A 19,691-nucleotide genomic window follows, 5' to 3' on the forward strand; every position below is an offset into this window, starting at 1 on the left:
GATAGCTTCCGGTTCACAACTGCCTCACAGGGGAGACCGCATGCGCAAGGCGCTCAGATGGCTGCTGGCGCTCACCGTGCTCATAGGCACGCTGGGTACGGCCGGGGTGGCCACCGCCGCCCAGGCCGGCCAAGTCACTGACATCAAGGACCAGTTGCTGGCGATACCCGGCATGAGCCTGGTCCAGGAGAAGCCGTACACCGGCTACCGCTACTTCGTCCTGAACTACACCCAGCCGATCGACCACCGGCACCCGTCCAAGGGCACGTTCCAGCAGCGGATCACCGTGCTGCACAAGGACGTCTCGCGCCCGACGGTCTTCTACACCAGCGGCTACAACGTCTCCACGACCCCCAGCCGCAGCGAACCGACCCGGATCGCGGACGCCAACCAAGTCTCCCTGGAATACCGGTACTTCACGCCGTCCCGGCCCGAGCCCGCCGACTGGTCCAAGCTCGACATCTGGCAGGCGGCCAGCGACCAGCACCGCGTCTTCAAGGCCCTCAAGTCGGTCTACACCAAGAACTGGATCGCCACCGGCGGCTCGAAGGGCGGCATGACCGCCACTTACTACGAGCGCTTCTATCCCCGTGACATGGACGGCGTCGTCGCCTACGTCGCCCCCAACGACGTGGTCAACAACGAGGATTCGGCCTACGACCGCTTCTTCACCAAGGTCGGCACCAAGGAGTGCCGCGACCGTCTGGACGCGGTACAGCGTGAGGCGCTGGTGCGCCGGGAGCCGCTGGAGCAGAAGTACGCGGCCTACGCGGCGGAGAACGGCTTCACCTTCACCACCGTCGGCAGCCTGGACAAGGCCTACGAAGCCGTCGTCCTCGACTACGTCTGGGGCTTCTGGCAGTACAGCCTGCTCTCCGACTGCGACACCATCCCCGCCGACGCGGCGACCGCCACCGACGACGAGATCTGGACCTCGGTCGACACGATCTCCGGCTTCTCCTTCTACACCGACCAGGGCCTGTCCCCGTACACCCCGTACTACTACCAGGCGGGCACCCAACTCGGCGCGCCCACCGTCCAGTTCCCGTACATCGAGAAGAAGTACGTCCGCTACGGCTACCAGCCGCCCCGCAACTTCGTCCCGCGCTCCATCCCGATGAGGTTCCAGCCGGGCGCGATGCGGGACGTGGACACCTGGGTCCGCCACCACGCCGACCACATGCTCTTCGTCTACGGCCAGAACGACCCGTGGGGCGCCGAGCGGTTCGCCGTCGGCAAGGGCGCGAAGGACTCGTACGTCTTCACCGCGCCCGGCCTCAACCACGGCGCGAACGTCGCGGCGCTGACCGCCGACCAGAAGGCACTGGCCACCGCGCGCATCCTGGCGTGGGCGGGTGTCCCCGCCGCGACGACGGCACAGGCGAAGCCGCTGGCGCCGTACGACGCGAGGCTGGACCGGCAGGGCGTCGAGCGCGAGCCGACACTGCGCCCGTAACACCCTTACTGCGCCCGGCCGTTGGTGGTGGTTCGACTACACCGGCCGGGCGCAGCCCACCGGTTGCGGGCCGCCGAGCTGGACGTACAGGGCGGTCGACGCCGGGCAACTCGCGCGCTTGACCACTGCCTTGACCACCTTGTACTGCGGCTTCCGCTGTCCCGAGCCGTCGCACGCGGTCTCCCGGACCTGGCCGCTGCCCGAGCCGTAGACGCAGTCGCCGGCGATCGTGCGGGGGCCGCCCCCGCCGCCCGGGTCGCCGGGGTGCGGGGGTTCCAGGTTGCGCATACAGGCGTAGCCCTTCGGTACGGCGCTGTCGCGGCCCGTGCCCGAGGTGCCCTGGGCGCTGATGTGCAGCACGAAGTCGGTGGTCGCCGGGCAGACGGGACCGCTGCTCACGTCGCCGTCGTAGCGGGCGATGACCCGGGCGGCGGCCCGTTCGCTGGTGCACGGCACCTCGGTGAAGCTCGTCGTACCGAAGGAGCTGCACTCGTCGACGCCGAGGAACACCGCGCCGTAGCCGGTGGGTTGGGTGGCCGAGGACGGGGAGGCCTTGGCGCCGAGGCGGCCGTCACCGGCGTCGGAGCCGTTGGCGGAGGAGCAGCCGGCCAGCAGGGCGGCGAGCAGCGCGCACACCGCCCCGGCGCTCCATCTCTCACCCATCGTTCCCCCCGGACGTCCCCTGCCCAGCGTGACCCTCGGTGCCGGGCGCACGCCAGCCGTGCGGGGGGCTTTGGGCCAGTTGGCGGGGGCGGGGAGGGTGGCCGACGTACCTCTAGTACGACAGTCCGTGACCGACCGGATACAGCACCTGCGCCGGGTCGTCCGCGCGCTGCACGGCCACCGGGAGCTTCCCGCGCGGGGTGACCCGGCCCGCGATCACCCGTGCTGCCGCCCGCAGTTCGACGTCGGTCCAGGAGTAGGACGCCAAGTAGGCGGGGACGGTGGGCAGTTGGGCAACATCGTAGGGGTTGCGGACGGCGACGGCCACGACCGGTGTGCCGGTCGGGATCAGTTGCTCGACCAGGGTCTTCTGCGGGTCGGCCGCGGTGACGTTGTAGGTCGCCACCACCACTGCGTCCACCGCCCGCGCCGCCGCCACGGCCTTGGCGACGGTGTCGGCGGAGGGGGCTGTGCCGGTGGACAGGACGGTCACGATGAAGCCCAACTCCCGTAGGGCCGCGGCCAGTGCACCGGTCGGCGGTCCCGTCGTACCGGACGGCGAGGCCGGATCGGCGCCGACGACCAGGAGGTTCCCGTGCGTACGGCGGGACAGCGGGAGCAGCCCCGCCCGGTTGACGAGCAGGGTGGTGGTGCGCTCGGCGATGCGGTCGGCGGTGGCGAGATGTTCGGCGCTGCCGACGACGAGGTCCACGCCCGCCCGGCTGACGTACGGCTCCTCGAAGAGTCCGAGCCGTGCCTTCAGCCGCAGCACCCGCAGCACCGACTCGTCGAGCCGTGCCTCGGTCAACTCCCCGTTTCGTACTGCCTTGATGACGGCGTTCCACGCGATGTCCAGGGAGGGCGGGTCGAGGAGTTGATCGACCCCGGCCTTCAGCGCGAGCACCGGCACGCGGTCGTCGCCGTACTTCTGGCGGACGCCCGCCATGCCCAGCGAGTCGGTGACCACGACGCCGTCGTAGCCGAGTTCGCCGCGCAGCACGCCGGTGACGATCGGGTGGGAGAGGGTGGCCGGGTCGCCGGAGTCGTCGAGGGCCGGGACCTTGAGGTGCGCGGTCATGATCGCGTCGATCCCGGCCTTGACGGCGGCCCGGAAGGGCACGGCGTCCAGCTTTCCCCACAGTTCGCGGCTGTGCGTGATGACGGGGAACCCGGTGTGGCTGTCCACGGCGGTGTCCCCGTGCCCGGGGAAGTGCTTGGCGGTCGCCGCCACCCGGCTGGCCTGGTACCCCGTGACCTCGGCGGCGACCAGGCCGGCCACCGCGTCCGGGTCGGCACCGAAGGACCGTACGCCGATGATCGGGTTGGCCGGGTTCACGTTCACGTCGGCGTCGGGGGAGTAGTCCTGGTTGACGCCCATCGCGCGCAGCTCGGCGCCGGAGATCCGGCCGACCGCGCGGGCGTCGGCGCGGGAGCCGCCGGCGCCGAGCGCCATCGCGCCCGGGAAGAGCGTGGCGGGCTTGCCGATCCGGCAGACGGCACCGTGTTCTTGATCGGTGGCGATCAGCACGGGCAGCCCGCGCGGCAGGCCGAGCGATGCCTGCTGGATGCCGTTGGAGAGGTCGGCGATCTGGTGCGGGTCGCGGGTGTTGTGCGCCCAGCTGAAGTAGATGATCCCGCCGACCCGGTACTTCGCGATCAGCTCGGCGGCCGTGCGCACCCCGAGCTCGCTCAGGTTGGCGTCGGCGTCGGCCCGGTCGGGGGCGGTGGCGGAGTGGCCGTAGACCCGCGTCACGAAGAGCTGGCCGGCCTTCTCCTCCAGGGGCATGCGGGAGATCAGCGAGCGGAGTGCCGTGTCGTCGGCGTGGGCGGGGGTGCCGACCGCGAGGGACGCCGTGACGCCCATGGTCGCGGCGAGGACGGTGCGTCTGGAGGGCATGTGCGCTCCTTCCGGATTCCGGAGAGGTTTCCGCCTGTCAGGGGAGTGCACAGTAACCAGGGGAGGGGCCGCCATCGGCGCAGTTGGAGGGGGGCGCGCCGATGACGGCTTGCTGCCGGCCGCGGTACGGAGGAGAGGGTTGGTCAGCGTTCGCAGCCAGCAGCGAGGCCGACGCCGTACCGCGGAGACTCATCCGGCAGCATGCCGGTTGGACGGAGTTGAACGGGCCCGGGTTCCCGTCCGCGGGCCGATTCCCGGAAGTTGGTGAACCTGTGCACAACGGGACGGATGCGGTCACGCACAGGTACACGCGGGCGAACGGCGGTCGTCCATCCCGTGGACGTCCCGGCGCGGCGGGCGGCCACCGCCCGATCATGAGGACATGCCCGTAGTCGACATCCCCGGTTCCAAGTCCGTCACCGCCCGCGCGCTCTTCCTGGCCGCCGCGGCCGACGGCGTCACCACCCTCCGGCGTCCGCTCCGCTCGGACGACACCGAGGGCTTCGCGGAGGGACTGACCCGGCTCGGCTACCGGGTGGGCCGCACCCCCGACGCCTGGCAGATCGACGGCCGCCCGCAGGGACCGGCGGTCGCCGAGGCCGACGTGTACTGCCGGGACGGCGCGACCACGGCCCGCTTCCTGCCCACCCTCGCGGCGGCCGGCCACGGCAGCTTCCGCTTCGACGCGTCCCCGCAGATGCGCCGCCGGCCGCTGCTCCCTTTGACCCGTGCCCTGCGCGACCTGGGCGTGGACCTGCGCCACGAGGAGGCCGAGGGCCACCACCCGCTGCGCATCGAGGCGTCCGGGGTCGAGGGCGGCGAGGTGGTGCTCGACGCCGGCCAGTCCTCGCAGTACCTGACCGCCCTGCTCCTGCTCGGCCCGCTGACCAGGAAGGGCCTGCGGATCAGGGTCACGGACCTCGTCTCCGCGCCGTACGTCGAGATCACCATCGCGATGATGCGGGCGTTCGGGGTGGAGGTGCGCAGGGAGGGCACGGTCTACGTCGTCCCGCCGGGCGGCTACACCGCGACCACCTACGACATCGAGCCGGACGCCTCCACCGCGAGCTACTTCTTCGCCGCCGCCGCGGTCACCGGCGGCGAGGTCACCGTCCCCGGGCTCGGCACCGGCGCGCTCCAGGGCGACCTGGCCTTCGTCGACGTACTGCGCCGCATGGGCGCGGAGGTGACGACCGACGCGCACGGCACCCGGGTGCGCGGCACCGGCGAACTCCGCGGCCTCACGGTCAACATGCGGGACATCTCGGACACCATGCCGACGCTGGCCGCGCTCGCGCCCTTCGCCTCCGGCCCGGTCCGCATCGAGGACGTCGGCAACACCCGCGTCAAGGAGTGCGACCGCCTGGAGGCCTGCGCGGAGAACCTCCGGCGGCTGGGCGTGGAGGTCGTGACGGGGGACGACTGGATCGAGATCCGGCCCGAGACCCCGGTCGGCGCGGAGATCAAGTCCTACGGCGACCATCGCATCGTCATGTCCTTCGCGGTGACCGGGCTGCGGGTGCCGGGTATTTCGTTCGACGACCCGGGGTGCGTGCGCAAGACTTTCCCCGGTTTTCACGAGGCGTTCGGGGCGCTGCGGGGGCAGTTGCCGGCATGAGGGGAGCAGCGTGGCGTTCGAGCTGAAGGCACCGGTCCTGACGGGTGAGTCGGTGCGGCTGGAGCCGCTCGACCACCGGCACGCGGCCGATCTGGCGGTGGCGGCGGAGGAGGACCGGGGGTCGTACGCGTTCACCTGGGTGCCGAGGGCGGACCAGGTGGGCCCGTACATCGACGCCCAGCTGGCCCGCGCGGCCACGGGCATGCTCGCCCCGTACGCCCAGATCTCGACGGCGACCGGGCGGGCGGTCGGGGCCACGGCCTACTGGGAACCCCGCTGCTGGCTGACGGACGATCAACTCGACGCCGTGGAGGTCGGGTTCACCTGGCTGGCCGGTTCCGCGCAGGGCACCGGCATCAACGCGGAGGCCAAACTCCTGCTGTTCCGGCACGCCTTCGAGGAGTGGCACGTCTCCCGGATCGACCTCAAGACGGACGCCCGCAACGACCGCTCCCGGGCCGCGATCCAGCGTGTCGGCGCCCGCTTCGAGGGCGTCCTGCGCAACTGGTCCCGCTCCTGGGCGCCGGGTGAGGACGGCCGGCTGCGGGACTCCGCGATCTACTCGATCACGGCGGAGGAGTGGGAGGAGTGCGAAAAGGCGCTGGAGGAACGGGTGTCCAGGTCATGAGCGCGTATCTCATCCTGCACGGCTGGCAGAACCGCCGCCCGGAGGGACACTGGCAGCACTGGCTCGCCGACCGGCTCCGCGCACTCGGCCACGAGGTGACGTACCCCCAGTTGCCCGATCCCGACGACCCCGACCTGGAGGTGTGGCTCGGCGAACTCGCCCGGCGGCTGCGGGAGTTGCCGGAAGGCGAGCGGGTCGTCCTCGCGCACAGCGCCTCCGTCCTGCTGTGGCTGCACGCCGTCGCCCGCGGGGTGGTCCGGGACGGTGACGCGGACCGGGTGCTGCTGGTCGCACCGCCGTCCGCCTCCGTGGTCGTACAGCATCCGGAGATCGCCGAATTCGCGCCGCCCACCGCCGAGTTGACGCTTCCCGGGGTCACCCGGCTGGTCGCCGGCGACGACGACCCGTACTGCCCGGAAGGCGCCCGCACCGTCTTCGGCGACCCGCTCGGCATCCCCACCGAGATCATTCCGGGCGCGGGTCACCTCGACCTGGACGCCGGGTACGGCTCCTGGCCTGCGGTACTGGAGTGGTGTCTGGACGGGACGGCGCCGCTCACGGCTCGCTGACGTCGTGCTCGCGCCGTGCCTACGCTCTACGCGGAGTCGTTGAGCAGCCGCGCCAGATGGTGGTGACCGGCGGCCAGCAGCTCGGGCAGCGGCGCGGCGGCCTCGTACCAGCGCTTCTCGTACTCCCAGCACAGCCAGCCGTCCCAGTCGTGCCGGGTCAGGAGCTCCACGCACTCGGCGAGCGGCAGGACGCCTGCGCCGAGTGCCAGCGGGGTGGTGTCGTCGGCCGACGCGATGTCCTTGACCTGCACGTATCCGAGATACGGGCCCAGCGCGGCCAACGTCTCCGCCGGCTGCTCGCCGCCCAGCCAGGTGTGCATGACGTCCCAGAGCGCGCCCACCTGCCGGTGCCCGACCGGGCCGAGCACGCGGAGCGCGTCCGCGCCGGTCCGGTGCGAGTCGTGGGTCTCCAGCAGAATCCGTACGCCGAGGTCGGCACCCCACTCCGCCGCCGTGCCCAGCCGCCGCGCGGCCGTCGCGTCGGCCTCGTGGGCGGACTGGTCGGTACCTCCGCCGGGGAAGACGCGGACGAAGGGTGCCCCCAAGTCCCGTGCCAGTTCCAGGAGTTCACGGATCTCCGCGAGTACGGTGTCGTCGTCGCCCGGCGCGGCCACGCGTGCGTACCCTGCGAGACCCAGGACTTCGACCCCGGCCGCCTTGAACTCGGCCACCGCATCGGCCCGTTGGGCGGCGTCGATACCGGGGTGCACGGGCTCCTCCGGGTGCGCGCGCAACTCGACACCGTGGTAGCCGTGCGTGACGGCGAGGTGCAGCACGTCGGCGAGGGGGAGCCCCGGGACACCGAGGGTGGAGAACGCGAACTTCATGCTCTCGACCCTACTCGTCACTCACGACTTCCGTGCAGGTCGAGGCGCCAGTCCTGGCCGACGAGGTCCTGACCGAAGGAGCGGTGGGGTTTCTCGGCGACGAGGGCGAAACCGTGCCGCTGGTAGATGCGGCGGGCGGCGCCGAGGATGTCGTTGGTCCACAGCACGAGGTCGCGGTAACCGACACCGCCCGCGAACTCGACGACCGCCGAGACGAGTTGGTCGCCGATCCGAAGCCCTCGGGCATCCGGCTCGACGAGCAGCAACCGCAGCCGGGCGGTACCCGGGGCGTCGTCCCGTACGCACATCACACACCCCACCGGCCGCCCGTCGAGCTCGGCGATCCACACCCGCTCCAGATGCGGATCGTGATCCTCGGCGAAGTCGGCGACGATCCGTGCCACGAGCCCTTCGTAGTCGGCGTTGAAGTGGTACTCGGCGGAGTAGAGCGCCGCGTTGCGCTGCACGATCCACCCCAGGTCACCGGGCCCGGGCTCCCGCAGCACGACGTCCTCGGGCCGGGGCCGGTGACCGTCCGTGTCCGGCGACAGGATGGTGCGTACGGTGTGCAGCGCCTCGGAGAGCCGGGGCCGGTCGGTGGCCGGTACGGTCGCGAGCAGCGCGCCGACGGATTCGTCCGCCCGCTCGGCCAGCAGGTCGGCGGTCTCCCGCCCGTGTGCGGTGAGCGTTATGTGCCGCCGCCGCGGATCCCGCTCCGAGGGCGCCCGCTCGATCAGCCCGTCCTGCTCGAACCGGTTCAGGATCCGGCTCAAGTACCCGGCGTCCAGGGACAGTTCGGAGCGGAGGTCGGCCGCGTCCGTGTGCGGGGAGTGCGCGAGTTCGTACAGGACGCGGGACTCGGTGAGGGTGAAGGGGGCGTAGAGGTGGCGGCTGTAGTCGAGGGCGCCGATGACGTTCGTGTAGAAGCGGTTGAAGGCGCGGATGTCCTGGACGGTCATGATCGATCCCCGGTGCTCGCTCAGGGTAGTTGACTCAGTCAGAGGTATTGCGGTTCCGACGGTAGTACCGAGGAGGACCGCTCGTCCATGGTTTTGCTCCCGGACCCGGAGCGGCTCCCCGTGGGCACCGGCTCAGCCGATCCCCCACAGCAGCACGCCCGGTATCGCCACGAGGGCGGCGCTGCCCACCACCGCCAGGCCAAGGAGGAGGGCGGGCAGCAGGATCAGCAGGGTGAACCCGGCGTCGGCCCGAGACCGGGCACCCTGCTTGCTGTCGGGGACGACGGTGACCGTTCTGGTCGGCGGGGGCTTCGAGCCGCGCAGCAGCGGACCGGTCAGGTACTCGGACACCTGACCGTCCAGGCCCGTGTACCGGTACACCCAGGTGCGCGCCATCCGGCCGCTGCTGCCGGGACGCGTCTCGGACCTGACGTAGTCGGCCTCCACCTCCACACCCCGGGTGAGGGACGCCCACGGGTCACGCGCGACCGAGACGATGTGACCTGTCAGGTCGGCACAGCCCCACCAGGCGAAGAACCCGAAGCAGCTCAGTACGGCGGCCATGAACCGTCCGGTCGCCAGGACGGCCAGGAAGTTCAGTACGACGACCCCGAGCAGTACACGAAAGGCGGGCTCACCGCGGGTGCGGCGGGTCGGCGGAGCCGCCGTGCGCGGCTCGTCCGTCACGGACGGGACCGCATCCGTCGCCGGCAGGGCGGCGCGCTGCGAGAGTACGGCGCGTACGAATGTCCGGGCGGCACGCCTGCCACACACCAGCTCATACCCGCCGGGCCGGCCGTGGGCACTGTCGGCGACCTCGATACGCAGCCGGACCTGTCGGGCGCCGACCGGTTCCGTGGCGGCACGGAGGACGGCGAGGTAGGGAATGCGGGTGACGGTGGCACGCTCCTCCCACACGACACCCTCGGCCGTCAGCCGGGTCACGGCGTCCGGCGACCGCACGATCAGCGTCGGCGGCCCACTCTGCCCCGCACTCGTCATTCCCGGCTCTCCTCATGGCGCTGGAGCGGTACACCGGGCCGATTGTTCTCCGCCGCTCCGAGGCTGTCGACGCCCTGAACTCGCAGGAACGGACGGGAACTTCTTGCCGGAGACCGGAAGCGGTGTCCATGGGGGACTGCGGGCGATCGGCTCTGGAACGATCGGCCCGTGGTCACGGTTCCTGAATCCGCCGGGCGTCCAGTTCTCCTCGCGCACATGTATGTCCAGTCGACGCCGGTCGCCTACGTCGTCCTGCTGGCCGTTGCCACACCTGTGGCCCTTCCGGCCTGGTGGTTCTGGGCCCGCCTGATGGTCCCGAAATGGCGCGAGAAAACACCCGAGTCGAGCAGGGACAGACCCAACGCCGTTGAAATGGCCTGCGGTTGTCACCTGCTGGCCTTCACCATGCTCGGTCTGGTGGTGTGGGGCATAGGGGGCCTCGCACTTCGATGGTGAGTTCCTAGTCCCACCAGAACCGCCACAGATGTCGCCCGACAAGCTCGCCCGAGTACTCCGGGAACGGGGTCGGAGGATCGTCCACGATGTTGTCGGCGGTCGTCAGCACATGCTCCAGGGCGAGCCGTTCGGCCTGCGGGAGGTCCTGGGGCGGCCGGGCGACCGACACGGTCAGGGCGCCCCCGAACCCGGACAGGACCCGTGCCCCGAACCGCTCTTCCCAGCTTCGCAACAGCGCGCACAGCAGCGGAAGCGGAGCCCTGGGCTCCCACCCGACGATCGCCGGCACGTCGGCGCTGCGGCGGGCGGGCACCAGGGCCAGCTGGCAGGTGCGCACGAAGGGCTCGGTGCGCAGCAGTTGATCTACTGCCCACCCCGCGGTCTGCGCGGGGCTCAGTCCGGCACCGGTCACCGGCTCGGCGGGCGCGAGCCCGGGCCAGGACTCGAAGGGCGGCCCCGGATCGTGCGGCCAGGGCGTGATGTCGTCCGGATCGTCGTCGTCCGGCAGGACGTCGGTCGCCGGCGGACTCGACCAGTACGGCAGCCGCCGGCGCCGGTACTCGGCGAAGTCCGCCGCGAGTTCGGTGTCGAGCCGGACGGCGTCGACCGTGCTCAAGTCCTCGGGCTGGTAAGGGTCGTCGCGCCAGCAGATGAACGGATACAGGCCGTCGGCCTCGGCCCGCTCCAGCAACCGGGGCCACAACTCCACGATGCCATCGGGCAGTTCGTCGGCGAACCAGACCTCCGTCTTCCCCCGGGTCTCGAAGCGACCGGGGGACAGGGACAGTTCGTCGGGCAGTGGGAAGACCATGGCGGGACGATAGGTGGAGGCACTGACAAGGCGGGCCTGCCCCGCTACTTCCGAGGCACCCCCGAAGACCCCCGCACCATCAACTCCCCGCGAACCGTGGCGATCCCGCCCGGCGGCGGCTCCTCCCGCCCCATCGCGATCCGTCCGGCCCGCGCGCCCGCCTCCGACAGCGGCAACCGCACCGTCGTAAGAGAAGGCACCGCGTCCACGCTGAACGGGAGATCGTCGAAGCCGGCGACCGAGACGTCGTCCGGGATCCGTCGACCGGACTCCCGCAGGGCCGCACACGCCCCCACCGCGACGGAGTCGTTCGCCGCGACCACGGCCGTCAACGACGGGTCGCGGCGCAGGAGTTCCAGCGTCGCCTCGTAGCCGGACCGGCGGTCGTAGCGTCCGTGCACGGTCCACCGGGGGTCCTCCGCGATGCCGTGCGCGGCCAGCGCCTCGCGGTGGCCCTCCAGCCGGTGCCGGGTCGTGGTCCGTTCCTCCGGGCCCGCGATGTAGCCGAGCCGCCGGTGCCCGAGGCCGATCAGGTGCTCGGTCAGCTCCCGCCCGCCCCCGCGGTTGTCGAAGGTCAACGCGAACGCCCCGGTGTCCGGTGCCGGCGGGCGTCCGCACAGCACCACGCGCGTCCCGGCCTCCCCGAGCTTTCGCAGTTTCGCCGCGACGGCAGCCGCGTGCGGCGCGTTCTCCATGGCTCCACCGGTCAGTACGACGGCCGCCGCCCGCTGCCGCTGCAGCAGGGTCAGGTACGTCAGCTCGCGCTCCGGGGAGCCTCCTGTGTTGCACACCACAGCCAGACGTTCACCGCCCGCACGCCCGCCCGGACCCCCGATCTCGGCCTGGATCGCGCTCGCCATGATCCCGAAGAAGGGGTCGGCGATGTCGTTGACCAGGATGCCGACGAGGTCGGAGGTGGCCGCCGCGAGCGCGCTCGCGGGACCGTTGAGGACGTAGTCGAGCTCGTCGACCGCGCGCAGCACCCGCTCGCGGGTGGTGGCCGCGACCGGGTAGTTGCCGTTCAGTACGCGCGACACCGTCGCGGGGGAGACCTGGGCGCGGGCCGCCACGTCCGCCAGGGTCACCGTCATGTCGTTCGTCCTCCGGTCGCGCATCTTGTCGTACGACGTTGTGCATAGGCTGCTCATAGGAAGCCCCCGTCCGAGCAGACGATAAGGCCATCGGCCCCTGTTGTTCGCCCCCTCGAACAACTCGACCCCATCACGGTCTTGTACAGACCTATGTGCAAAGGCTAGCTTCTGCATATATAGAAAGCGCTTGCTGCGTTGTTGAGACGTATGTGGACGAAGGGAAACACGTGACACGCAAGACGGTGCGTATCGCCATGAACGGCGTGACGGGGCGCATGGGCTACCGACAGCACCTCGTCCGCTCGATCCTCGCACTGCGCGAGCAGGGTGGTCTAGACCTCGGCGACGGAACCGTGCTGTGGCCGGAACCGATCCTCGTCGGCCGACGCGAGCACGCGCTGAAGGCGCTTGCCGAGCAGCACGGCCTCGACCCGGCGAACGTCTCCACGGACGTCGACGCGGTCCTCGCCGATCCGACCGTCGAGATCTACTTCGACGCCCAGGTCACCTCGGCCCGCGAGGAGGCGCTCAAGAAGGCGATCGCCGCGGGCAAGCACATCTACACCGAGAAGCCGACCGCGACCGGCCTCGACGGCGCCCTGGAGCTGGCCCGCCTCGCCGACGCCGCCGGCATCAAGCACGGCGTCGTCCAGGACAAGCTGTTCCTCCCGGGCCTGCTCAAGCTCAAGCGGCTCATCGACGGTGGCTTCTTCGGCCGGATCCTGTCGATCCGGGGCGAGTTCGGCTACTGGGTCTTCGAGGGCGACTGGCAGAGTGCCCAGCGCCCGTCGTGGAACTACCGCTCGGAGGACGGCGGCGGCATCGTCGTCGACATGTTCCCGCACTGGGAGTACGTCCTCCACGAGCTGTTCGGCCGCGTCAAGTCCGTCCAGGCCATCGCCACCACCCACATCCCGCAGCGCTGGGACGAGAACGGCAAGCCCTACGACGCCACCGCCGACGACGCCGCCTACGGCATCTTCGAACTCGACAGCGGAGCCATCGCCCAGATCAACTCCTCCTGGGCCGTCCGCGTCAACCGCGACGAGCTCGTCGAGTTCCAGGTGGACGGCACGGAGGGTTCGGCGGTCGCAGGCCTGCGCAACTGCCGTGCCCAGCACCGCAGTTCCACCCCCAAGCCGGTGTGGAACCCCGACATCCCCGCCACCGAGGTCTTCCGCGACCAGTGGCAGGAGGTCCCCGACAACGCCGACTTCGACAACGGCTTCAAGGCGCAGTGGGAACTGTTCCTCCGCCACGTCTACGCCGACGCCCCCTACCACTGGGACCTGCTGGCCGGCGCCCGTGGCGTCCAGCTCGCCGAGCTGGGCCTGAGGTCGTCCGCCGAGGGCCGCCGCCTCGACGTCCCGGAGATCGCACTGTGACCATCCAACTCCCCGACGCGTCAGGGGCCTTGAGGTCCTACGAGCCGCGCCCCGAACCCCTCGCCGTCACCTCCGGCACCCCCTTCACCTCTCGTACGGTGTTCTCGGCGGCCCACGTCGTCGCCGACCCGTTCGCCGACACGAGCCCCGACTCGGCCGCCGCCGTCGACTGGGACGCCACCCTCGCCTTCCGCCGCCACCTCTGGTCGCACGGGCTCGGTGTCGCCGAGGCGATGGACACCGCCCAGCGCGGCATGGGCCTGGACTGGGCGGGCGCGGCCGAGCTGATCCGCCGAAGCTCCGCAGAGGCCAAGGCGGTTGGCGGCCGGATCGCGTGCGGTGTCGGCACCGACCAGATCACCGGCGGCACCCTGGCCGACGTACAGGCCGCGTACGAGGAGCAGTTGGCCCTCGTCGAGGAGTCCGGCGCGCAGGCCATCCTGATGGCTTCGCGGGCGCTCGCGGCCGTGGCGAAGGGCCCCGAGGACTACCTTGAGGTCTACGGCCACCTGCTCCGGCAGGCCACCGAGCCCGTCGTCCTGCACTGGCTCGGCCCGATGTTCGACCCGGCGCTGGAGGGCTACTGGGGCTCGTCCGACCTGGACGCCGCCACCGACACGTTCCTCGAAGTCATCGCGGCCCACCCCGACAAGGTGGACGGCATCAAGGTGTCGCTCCTGGAGGCTCAGCGGGAGATCGACATCCGGCGCCGACTGCCGCAGGGCGTCCGCTGCTACACCGGCGACGACTTCAACTACCCCGAGCTGATCGCGGGCGACGACCAGGGCTTCAGCCACGCCCTGCTCGGCATCTTCGACCCGCTCGGCCCGCTGGCGGCGGAGGCGGTCCGCGTCCTGGACACCGGGAACACGGCCGGGTTCCGCGAACTCCTCGACCCCACCGTCGAGTTGTCCCGGCACCTCTTCCAGACCCCGACCCGCTTCTACAAGACGGGCGTGGTGTTCCTGGCCTGGCTCGCGGGCCACCAGTCGCACTTCACGATGGTCGGCGGCCTCCAGTCGGCCCGCTCCCTCCCGCACTTCGCCCGCGCCTACCAACTCGCCGACGGCCTGGGCCTGTTCCCCGACCCGAAGCTCGCGGAGGAACGGATGAAGAACCTGCTCGCCCTGTACGGAGTGACCCAGTGAGCAATCCGGATCTGTCCCGCTTCTCCATCAACCAGATGACGGTGAAGCAGCTCGGCATGCCCGAACTGGTCGACGCCTGCCTGGAGTTGGGCGTCCCCGGTGTCGGCCTGTGGCGTGAGCCGGTCCAGTCGTACGGCCTGGAGGCCACCGCGAAGCTGGTCCGCGACGCGGGGCTTACGGTGACAACGTTGTGCAGGGGCGGCTTCTTCACGGCGCTCGACCCGGCCGAGCGCACCCGTGCCCTGGACGACAACCGCAGGGCCGTGGACGAGGCGGCCACGCTCGGCACGGACACCCTCGTGCTGGTGTCGGGCGGTCTGCCGGCCGGCTCGAAGGACCTGCACGGCGCGCGGGAGCGGATCGCCGACGCGCTGGGGGAGTTGGGGCCCTACGCCGAGGAGCGGGGCGTACGGCTGGCCATCGAGCCGCTGCACCCCATGTTCGCCTCCGACCGCTGCGTGGTCTCGACGCTCACCCAGGCCCTCGACCTCGCCGAGCGCTTCCCCGCGCGGCAGGTCGGCGTCACGGTCGACACGTACCACATCTGGTGGGACGACCAGGCCCCGGCGCAGATCGCCAGGGCCGGCGCGGGCGGCCGTATCCACACCTTCCAACTCGCCGACTGGACCACCCCGTTGCCCGAGGGCGTCCTCAACGGCCGCGGGCAGATCGGGGACGGCGCGATCGACATGCGGGAGTGGAAGGCGTACGTCGAGGCCGCCGGATACACCGGTCCCGTCGAGGTCGAGCTGTTCAACGACGCGCTGTGGGCACGCGACGGGCGCGAGGTGCTGGCCGAGACGGCGGCGCGGTTCGTGGAGCACGTGCTGTGAGCCGCTGAGGTGTGCGTGGGGCTCCCGTGCGGTGGGTCGACTCACCGGTGCGGGAGTCCCACTCCTGGAAAACGGTCGGCCGCCGACTCGACGTACTAGACCCGACCACCCTTGACGGCACCGACGAACGCCGCCCAGTGGCCGGTCGAGAACACCAACGCCGGGCCGGTGACGGCCTTGCTGTCGCGGACGGGCACACCGGCGTAGCCGCGCGCCACCTCAAGGCACTCGCCCTGATCGCCGCCGCTGTGGCTGGACTTGTACCACCCGGTGAGGGCGGACGAGTCGGAGACGATGTGCTCACTGCTGACCATGCGCGTGTTCCTCCGCTGCCGCTCTGACGAGGGCCAGTGACTCTTGCTGCGACAAGGCGTCGCCCAAGACCAGAGCGTAGGCCGTCTGGCCGGCGGTCACCAGCGCTGGATCATCCATCAAGTTGCCGGTGAGGAAGCCCTCGGCGTAGGCCACCGGGGCCGAGTCGTCGAAGCTCATGAGCGTGAGCAGGCTCTGTTGGAGCGCGTGTGCTCCGACGCCGAACGGGAGGATGTGCAGTCGCATGCGCCCCGCTTCAGCCAAGTCGCCGATCTTGTGCAGTTGTTCGGCCATCACCTGACAGCCGCCAACCCGGCGCCGCAGCACGGACTCGTCGAGCAGCGTCCAGACGACCGGTTTCAACGGGCCGTCGAGAATCTGGGCACGCTTTGTTCGAATGACAACGGCCTCGTCAAGTTCCGCCGCGGTGTGGTTCGGCCGGTACGCGCGGAACAACGCACGCGCGTAGTCGTCGGTCTGGAACACGCCTGGAACGAGCGAGAGAGCGAACTGCTGGATGAGCGTGGCCTGTTGCTCCAGCTCGGCTACGGCTGCGAAGTGGTCCGCGTACTTCGACTCCAGGTCCTCCAGCCAGCGAAGGAAGAACCCGTCCGTTGCCAGCGCCTGATCGATCCGCCGTGCGTCATCGGGCCTCGGCAGCCGCCTCCCCGACTCCCAGTGGCTGATCAGCGTCGGCGAGCACACGACCAGTTCGCCCAGTCCCTCCTGCGTCAGACCGGCCGCAAGTCGCCGCAGCCTCAACTCCTCCCCGTACTTCTCCCGTTGCGTCCGAGGTGAACGAGATCCGGTCATGGCCGCGACCCCCAACTTGACGTACGCGCTGTCAACCTCCAGGTACTGGCAGCGTAGCCAGCGCCGACCCCACTCTGTGACTGATTCGCCACAGCTCGCAGTCGAGGGAAAGCAGGAGGTCACCGTGTTCGCCCGCATCGCCCGGTTCCTGAAGCCAGGGTGCTACCGCCCCTACTCGTGTCCGTACGTCGGCGGCTCCACCCGCTACGCCACCGGAGAGCGCCCGCCCACCCCGTCGTACGAACTCCGCGGTGTCGGCATGGGCTCGCTCGGCGTTCCCCGTCGGGAGGGCGGCAAGTGACCGACCAAGGACGCCTGTTGCCCTGGACCACCTTGGACGGAAACCCCTGTTACGTCGTCGGCGACGGCGCCGGCTACGTATCGCGGATGGCCGACGACGTCGAAGACGTACAGCTCGGGATGGCCGACGAACTGCTCGGGCACGCCGATGCCATCCTCGCCGCGCACCGCGCCACCGGTGCCGAACTGCGCTATCTGGCAAGGCGGTTGGTCGAGTCCCTGAGCGATGTCCGGCGGATCGCGGAGAGCCGGGGAGCCCGGCTGGAGAAAGGCGGTGCCCTGGTGCTCCATCACACCCCCGCGGCGATGGAGCACCAGGCACCGAATGATCAGGATGCGGGGTGAGCCCCGGAACTGTCGTTAGCGGAGAGTCCATGCGTGATGTTGGTTCTCCGTCTACTCGACTCCCCGTATCCGGTACTCCCTCGGCGACAACCCGTACGCCTGGCGGAACGCCCGCGTGAAGTCCGCCGCGCGCAACAAGCCCCAGCGGGCGGCGATCGCGCGGATCGGGGTGTCCCGCAACGCCGGGTTCGCCAGGTCGCGGCGGGCACCTTCCAGACGCTGCGCACGTATCCACGCCGCCACCGTCTCGCCCCGGGCGTCCTCCTGGAAGAGGCGGTGCAGGTAGCTCAAGGAGATGTGGTGCGCGGCAGCCACCACCGGCGGAGTCAGCTCCGGATCGTGCAGGTTGTCCCGGATGAATGCCCGGATGTGTGCGATCAGGGTTCGGTGGCGCGTCTCCGGCGACAGCGCGGACTCCACCTCCAGCACCTGCGCGAACCACGCCGCCAGCAGGTCCACCACCACCGTGCCCAACCGCGTCGCGTCCGACGGCCGCAGGGACTCCGCCTGCTGGTCCAGGCCGGCCAGGAAACCCGTCAGCAGTGCGCCCGTACCCTCCCGGCCCGACAACCGCCTGCCCAGCAACGGCCGCATCCGGTCCGGGGACATCGGCATCAACGCCTTGGGGAAGTCCACCCCGACCCCCGTGACCGCCCGCCGTCCGTCCGCCGTCGACGGGCGGACGTCGTACGGGCGCGAACTGTCCGTCACCCACAGGTCGAGCGGGCCGTAGAAATCGGTCCGGCCCACGTGGTCCAGACCCAGGCCGCCGCCGAGCACCAGCGACAGGTGGTACGTCTCCGGGTCGCACTGCCGCACCAGCTTCTCGGTCCGTACGAAGCGCGCCGGCAGCAACGACGTGGGCCACACATACACCGGCCCCAGCTCCATCATCCGCTGCTCCGCCCAGAAGTCCCCGGCGTGCTCGCTGCTGATGTGACTGGGCGCGATCGCCTGATGGATCAACTCCCGCCAGTAGTCGAACCGGTCCTCCACCGGCACGTCGTCACTCCGGAACAACGTCCCGATCATCCGGCCGCCCCTCTCCGTGTCTTCGTCGTCTCCGCCAAAAGAATCTTGGAAGTCCGTACAACCCTGCCCGCACCGCGCGGGTCGTACTTTGCATCAGGACTCTTGGAGGGGGATCTGGGGGGATCGTGGGGGTTCTGATGCTGGAGGGGAAAACCCGAGGGGGCCCGGTCGACGGACCGGGCCCCCTCGAATTTGAAAGCGTTACACATTCGCCCGAACTGTCACACTTCTAGAAGAACACCCCGCACCGCAGCAGCACGTTCGCGTACGGCCGCGCCTCGCCCGTCCGTACGATCAGCCGCGCGCCCGCCGACAGCTCCTTGAGCCGCTCGTGGGAGACGAGGTCCAGGTCGGGGAAGCGGGCGTCGAGGAGGGCGGTGGCGGCTCGGTTGGCGCCGCGTATCTCGCTCGCCGCCGTCGCGCCCTCCACCACCAGCTCGGCCAGCAGCCCGTCCAGCACCTCCGCGAACGACGGCACCCCGGCCCGGAACGCCAGGTCCACCACCCGGGGCCCGGCCGGGATCGGCATCCCGGCGTCGCACACCAGCACCCCGTCCCCGTGCCCCAACTCGGCCAGCGCGCCGGAGAGATGGCGGTTGAGGATCCCTGCCTTCTTCACAGCGCGGCGACCTCGTCCGCCGTCGGGAAGGAGTCCTGGGCGCCCTTCCTGGTGACGGCCGCCGCCCCGACCCGGGCCGCGTACGACGCCGCGTCCGCCAGCGACGCACCCGTGCCCAGCTTCCAGGCCAGCGCCGCGGTGAAGGCGTCGCCCGCGCCCGTCGTGTCCACGGCGTCCACCTTCACGGACGGCACCCGGGTGACCCCGTCCTTGGAGGCCACCAGCGCGCCCTCCGCGCCCAGCGTCACGACCACCGAACGCGGTCCCTTCGCCAGCAGGATCCGGGCCCAGTCCTCGGGCCGCTCGCTCACACACGCGTCCCCGAGGATCACCCTCGCCTCGTGCTCGTTGACGATCAACGGGTCGCAGGCCGCCAGGACTTCGGACGGCAGCGGCCGGGGCGGCGACGGGTTCAGCACGAACCGGCTGTCGGGCGCCAGACTCCGTACGACCTCCACGACCGTCTCCAGCGGGATCTCCAGCTGTACGGACACCACCCGGGAGGCGTGGAAGAGGCAGGCGGCGGCCTGGATGTCCACCGGGAACAGCTTCCCGTTGGCCCCCGGCGACACCACGATGCTGTTGTCGCCGGACGGATCCACCGTGATCAGCGCGACCCCGGTCGGCGCCCCGCCGACCAGCACGCCCACCGTGTCGACCCCGGCCGCCCGCTGCGAGTCGAGCAGCAGCCTGCCGTACGCGTCGTCGCCGACCCGGGCCAGCAGGACCGTACTGGCACCGAGCCGGGCGGCGGCGACCGCCTGGTTGGCGCCCTTGCCGCCGGGGTGGACGGCCAGGTCGGAACCGAGGACCGTCTCGCCGGCGCCCGGCCGCCGCTCGACATCGATCACGAGGTCGGCGTTGGCCGATCCGACGACCAGCAGGTCGTAGTCGTACATGAAGTGACTCCCCACAGTGGTGACTTGG

22 protein-coding genes are annotated in these 19,691 nt (G+C 70.8%); 10 read left to right on the plus strand and 12 right to left on the minus strand.

Annotated elements, in window-relative coordinates; all coding sequences use genetic code 11:
- The first annotated feature begins 40 nt into the window (after positions 1-40).
- A complete protein-coding gene (locus tag OC490_RS12735) occupies positions 41-1,456 on the plus strand; it encodes a S28 family serine protease (RefSeq protein ID WP_262058009.1) in 1,416 nt (471 codons plus the stop codon).
- 36 nt (positions 1,457-1,492) lie between these two features.
- On the opposite strand, the gene OC490_RS12740 is transcribed toward OC490_RS12735, so the two are convergent.
- The gene (locus tag OC490_RS12740; RefSeq protein ID WP_262058010.1) at positions 1,493-2,119 is read right to left on the minus strand and encodes a hypothetical protein; all 627 of its coding nucleotides are present in this window, start codon (positions 2,117-2,119) and stop codon (positions 1,493-1,495) included.
- A gap of 112 nt (positions 2,120-2,231) precedes the next feature.
- Entirely contained in the window at positions 2,232-4,016 is a 1,785-nt protein-coding gene (locus OC490_RS12745) for a glycoside hydrolase family 3 protein (RefSeq protein ID WP_262058011.1), read from the minus strand.
- A gap of 382 nt (positions 4,017-4,398) precedes the next feature.
- On the opposite strand from OC490_RS12745, the gene aroA reads away from it, so the two are divergent.
- The 3 genes from aroA to OC490_RS12760 are packed head-to-tail and all read left to right on the plus strand — an operon-like array spanning position 4,399 to position 6,831.
- The gene (aroA, locus tag OC490_RS12750) at positions 4,399-5,634 is read left to right on the plus strand and encodes a 3-phosphoshikimate 1-carboxyvinyltransferase (RefSeq protein ID WP_262058012.1); all 1,236 of its coding nucleotides are present in this window, start codon (positions 4,399-4,401) and stop codon (positions 5,632-5,634) included.
- A 10-nt stretch (positions 5,635-5,644) separates the two neighbouring features.
- Entirely contained in the window at positions 5,645-6,262 is a 618-nt protein-coding gene (locus OC490_RS12755) for a GNAT family N-acetyltransferase (RefSeq protein ID WP_262058013.1), read from the plus strand.
- Positions 6,259-6,831, plus strand: coding sequence for an RBBP9/YdeN family alpha/beta hydrolase (locus OC490_RS12760; RefSeq protein ID WP_262058014.1), 573 nt, complete (start codon positions 6,259-6,261; stop codon positions 6,829-6,831). Before OC490_RS12755 ends, OC490_RS12760 begins: the two co-directional genes overlap by 4 nt.
- A 26-nt stretch (positions 6,832-6,857) precedes the next feature.
- Here the strand turns inward: OC490_RS12760 and OC490_RS12765 are convergent, their stop codons facing one another.
- From OC490_RS12765 to OC490_RS12775, 3 genes are all read right to left on the minus strand, one after another.
- Positions 6,858-7,658, minus strand: a complete 801-nt coding sequence (locus tag OC490_RS12765; RefSeq protein WP_262058015.1) for a sugar phosphate isomerase/epimerase family protein — start codon at positions 7,656-7,658, stop codon at positions 6,858-6,860.
- A 17-nt stretch (positions 7,659-7,675) separates the two neighbouring features.
- On the minus strand, positions 7,676-8,617 hold the full coding sequence (locus OC490_RS12770) for a bifunctional helix-turn-helix transcriptional regulator/GNAT family N-acetyltransferase (RefSeq protein ID WP_262058016.1): 942 nt from the start codon (positions 8,615-8,617) through the stop codon (positions 7,676-7,678).
- 132 nt (positions 8,618-8,749) lie between these two features.
- The gene (locus tag OC490_RS12775; protein ID WP_262058017.1) at positions 8,750-9,619 is read right to left on the minus strand and encodes a hypothetical protein; all 870 of its coding nucleotides are present in this window, start codon (positions 9,617-9,619) and stop codon (positions 8,750-8,752) included.
- 216 nt (positions 9,620-9,835) lie between these two features.
- On the opposite strand from OC490_RS12775, the gene OC490_RS12780 reads away from it, so the two are divergent.
- Entirely contained in the window at positions 9,836-10,075 is a 240-nt protein-coding gene (locus tag OC490_RS12780) for a hypothetical protein (RefSeq protein ID WP_262058018.1), read from the plus strand.
- Between the two features lie 4 nt (positions 10,076-10,079).
- Here OC490_RS12780 and OC490_RS12785 read toward each other — a convergent pair whose 3' ends face one another.
- Positions 10,080-10,886 carry a DUF4253 domain-containing protein gene (locus OC490_RS12785; protein WP_262058019.1) on the minus strand — a complete coding sequence of 269 codons (807 nt, stop codon included), beginning with the start codon at positions 10,884-10,886 and terminating at the stop codon, positions 10,080-10,082.
- A 44-nt stretch (positions 10,887-10,930) separates the two neighbouring features.
- The gene (locus OC490_RS12790) at positions 10,931-11,977 is read right to left on the minus strand and encodes a LacI family DNA-binding transcriptional regulator (RefSeq protein ID WP_262058020.1); all 1,047 of its coding nucleotides are present in this window, start codon (positions 11,975-11,977) and stop codon (positions 10,931-10,933) included.
- Between the two features lie 227 nt (positions 11,978-12,204).
- Between OC490_RS12790 and OC490_RS12795 the strand changes: the two genes are divergently transcribed.
- The 3 genes from OC490_RS12795 to OC490_RS12805 are packed head-to-tail and all read left to right on the plus strand — an operon-like array spanning position 12,205 to position 15,343.
- The gene (locus tag OC490_RS12795; RefSeq protein ID WP_262058021.1) at positions 12,205-13,362 is read left to right on the plus strand and encodes a Gfo/Idh/MocA family protein; all 1,158 of its coding nucleotides are present in this window, start codon (positions 12,205-12,207) and stop codon (positions 13,360-13,362) included.
- Positions 13,359-14,510, plus strand: coding sequence for a dihydrodipicolinate synthase family protein (locus OC490_RS12800; RefSeq protein WP_262058022.1), 1,152 nt, complete (start codon positions 13,359-13,361; stop codon positions 14,508-14,510). The genes OC490_RS12795 and OC490_RS12800 overlap by 4 nt, the downstream gene beginning before the upstream one ends.
- Positions 14,511-14,545: 35 nt before the next feature.
- On the plus strand, positions 14,546-15,343 hold the full coding sequence (locus tag OC490_RS12805) for a sugar phosphate isomerase/epimerase family protein (protein ID WP_262058255.1): 798 nt from the start codon (positions 14,546-14,548) through the stop codon (positions 15,341-15,343).
- A gap of 95 nt (positions 15,344-15,438) precedes the next feature.
- On the opposite strand, the gene OC490_RS12810 is transcribed toward OC490_RS12805, so the two are convergent.
- Together OC490_RS12810 and OC490_RS12815 are read right to left on the minus strand one after the other, a co-directional pair.
- Positions 15,439-15,657, minus strand: coding sequence for a DUF397 domain-containing protein (locus OC490_RS12810; RefSeq protein ID WP_262058023.1), 219 nt, complete (start codon positions 15,655-15,657; stop codon positions 15,439-15,441).
- A complete protein-coding gene (locus OC490_RS12815) occupies positions 15,644-16,468 on the minus strand; it encodes a helix-turn-helix domain-containing protein (RefSeq protein WP_262058024.1) in 825 nt (274 codons plus the stop codon). The genes OC490_RS12810 and OC490_RS12815 overlap by 14 nt, the downstream gene beginning before the upstream one ends.
- Before the next feature lie 124 nt (positions 16,469-16,592).
- Here OC490_RS12815 and OC490_RS12820 point away from each other — a divergent pair, with 124 nt between their 5' ends.
- Positions 16,593-16,769: a hypothetical protein gene (locus tag OC490_RS12820; RefSeq protein ID WP_262058025.1), complete on the plus strand. Its 177-nt coding sequence runs from the start codon at positions 16,593-16,595 to the stop codon at positions 16,767-16,769.
- Positions 16,766-17,113: a hypothetical protein gene (locus OC490_RS12825; protein WP_262058026.1), complete on the plus strand. Its 348-nt coding sequence runs from the start codon at positions 16,766-16,768 to the stop codon at positions 17,111-17,113. Before OC490_RS12820 ends, OC490_RS12825 begins: the two co-directional genes overlap by 4 nt.
- A 51-nt stretch (positions 17,114-17,164) precedes the next feature.
- Here the strand turns inward: OC490_RS12825 and OC490_RS12830 are convergent, their stop codons facing one another.
- The 3 genes from OC490_RS12830 to OC490_RS12840 form a co-directional block, all read right to left on the minus strand.
- The gene (locus OC490_RS12830) at positions 17,165-18,145 is read right to left on the minus strand and encodes an AraC family transcriptional regulator (RefSeq protein WP_262058027.1); all 981 of its coding nucleotides are present in this window, start codon (positions 18,143-18,145) and stop codon (positions 17,165-17,167) included.
- A 229-nt stretch (positions 18,146-18,374) separates the two neighbouring features.
- The gene (rbsD, locus tag OC490_RS12835; protein WP_262058028.1) at positions 18,375-18,764 is read right to left on the minus strand and encodes a D-ribose pyranase; all 390 of its coding nucleotides are present in this window, start codon (positions 18,762-18,764) and stop codon (positions 18,375-18,377) included.
- On the minus strand, positions 18,761-19,663 hold the full coding sequence (locus OC490_RS12840; protein WP_262058029.1) for a ribokinase: 903 nt from the start codon (positions 19,661-19,663) through the stop codon (positions 18,761-18,763). Before OC490_RS12840 ends, rbsD begins: the two co-directional genes overlap by 4 nt.
- Between the last annotated feature and the right edge of the window lie 28 nt (positions 19,664-19,691).

The sequence above is a fragment of the Streptomyces sp. STR69 genome (genome assembly GCF_024519455.1).
GTDB lineage: Bacteria > Actinomycetota > Actinomycetes > Streptomycetales > Streptomycetaceae > Streptomyces.